The 1,848-nt window shown below is 36.4% G+C and carries 1 protein-coding gene; it reads left to right on the plus strand.

Features of this window, described 5'->3' with window-relative positions; genetic code table 11:
• Positions 1-1,784: gliding motility-associated C-terminal domain-containing protein (locus tag BHE19_RS07710; protein ID WP_124020464.1), on the plus strand; the 1,784-nt coding region annotated here is incomplete at its 5' end.
• Between the last annotated feature and the right edge of the window lie 64 nt (positions 1,785-1,848).

Below are 1,848 nucleotides of genomic sequence, written 5' to 3' on the forward strand. Positions count from 1 at the left end.
CATTTACTGTTAATGTATTTTCAGGAACAGCAACTAATACAACAAGCACTACAGCTATTTGTGAGAACAGTACCAAATCCTTATCAGCTACACCAGCAGGTGGTACCTGGTCAGTTGTTTCAGGAGGGGGAACGATTTCAGGAACTACTTATACACCGGCAGATGTTTCTTCTGATACCTCGGTAACAGTTCGTTATACTGTTGCAGCCAATGGCTCTTGTGCAGCGACAACATCAGACGCTACATTTACTGTTAATGTCATTCCAACAACACCAACATTAGGTACGATTATGCAACCTACTTGTGTAGTCGTAACAGGTAGTGTAGTTTTGAATGATTTACCTGTAGGAAATTGGACAATAAACCCAGGTAATATTAATGGAAGTACATCTTCTACAACTATTTCAGGATTACTGGCAGGGTCAACTTTTAATTATACAGTAACTGTTAATGGGTGTTCGTCTGGATCAATAGAAGTAATTATTAATAATTATTTATGTGCATTGACAGAGACTACAGCATCAATTAATGGAAATACGGGAGGTAATAGTACTTCTTTGACATCAAATGATACTTTAAATGGTAATCCAGTAGTTATAGGTACAAATCCGGGTCAAGTAAGTTTGACGTCAGTAACTGTTCCTGCAGGATTAACTTTGAATGCAGATGGTACTGTAACTGTAGCTCCAAATACTGCGGCAGGAAACTATACAGTGGAATATAAAATATGTGAAATAACGAATCCATCTAACTGTAGTACAGTATCTAGTACTGTTGTGGTAAGTGCAGCAGCAATTGTTGCATTGACAGAGACTACAGCATCAATTAATGGAAATACGGGAGGTAATAGTACTTCTTTGACATCAAATGATACTTTAAATGGTAATCCAGTAGTTATAGGTACAAATCCGGGTCAAGTAAGTTTGACGTCAGTAACTGTTCCTGCAGGATTAACTTTGAATGCAGATGGTACTGTAACTGTAGCTCCAAATACTGCGGCAGGAAACTATACAGTGGAATATAAAATATGTGAAATAACGAATCCATCTAACTGTAGTACAGTATCTAGTACTGTTGTGGTTAGTGTTATGATACCAGTATCTAAACCAAGTATTGCTTTAGTGAAAACGGCACATTTCAATGATGAAAATGGTGACAGTAATGCAAAAGTAGGGGAGACTATTACGTATAATTTCACCGTAACCAATACAGGAAATGTAGCGTTGACTAATGTTTATATAGTAGATCCGTTAACTGGAATTACCATGACCGGAGGCCCAATAAATTTAGGGGTAGGAGAAGAGGATAACACTTCTTTTACAGGAACTTATTCGATCCTACAAGCCGATATTAATGCAGGAAGTATATCGAATCAAGCCGAAGTTTTTGGAACAAGTCCTGATCATATTGTCGTAAAAGACAAATCAGATGATAGTAGTGTAGAGGGAGATAAACCAACAGTATTATCGCTACAAGGTTGTGTAATTAAAGTATTCAACGCGGTTTCTATAAATGGAGACAGCAAGAACGAGAGATTTTATATTCAGGGATTAGAATGTTATCCTGATAATACGGTTCAGATTTTTAACCGTTGGGGAGTTTTGGTTTTTGATCGTGATCATTACAATAATAATGATATTGTTTTTAGAGGTATTTCTGAAGGACGTGTTACAATCAAAGATTCAGATGGATTACCGGAAGGAACTTATTATTATATCATTAAATACAAAGACAACCAATCCAATCCACATCAGGAGGCGGGGTATTTATACCTGACCAAATAATATTCTGTACTAATAAAATGGCTTAGTCAATAGGCTAAGCCATTCTTTAAAAATAAAATAAATG

It is taken from the genome of Flavobacterium tructae (genome assembly GCF_001853485.1).
GTDB classification, from domain to species: Bacteria; Bacteroidota; Bacteroidia; order Flavobacteriales; family Flavobacteriaceae; genus Flavobacterium; species Flavobacterium tructae.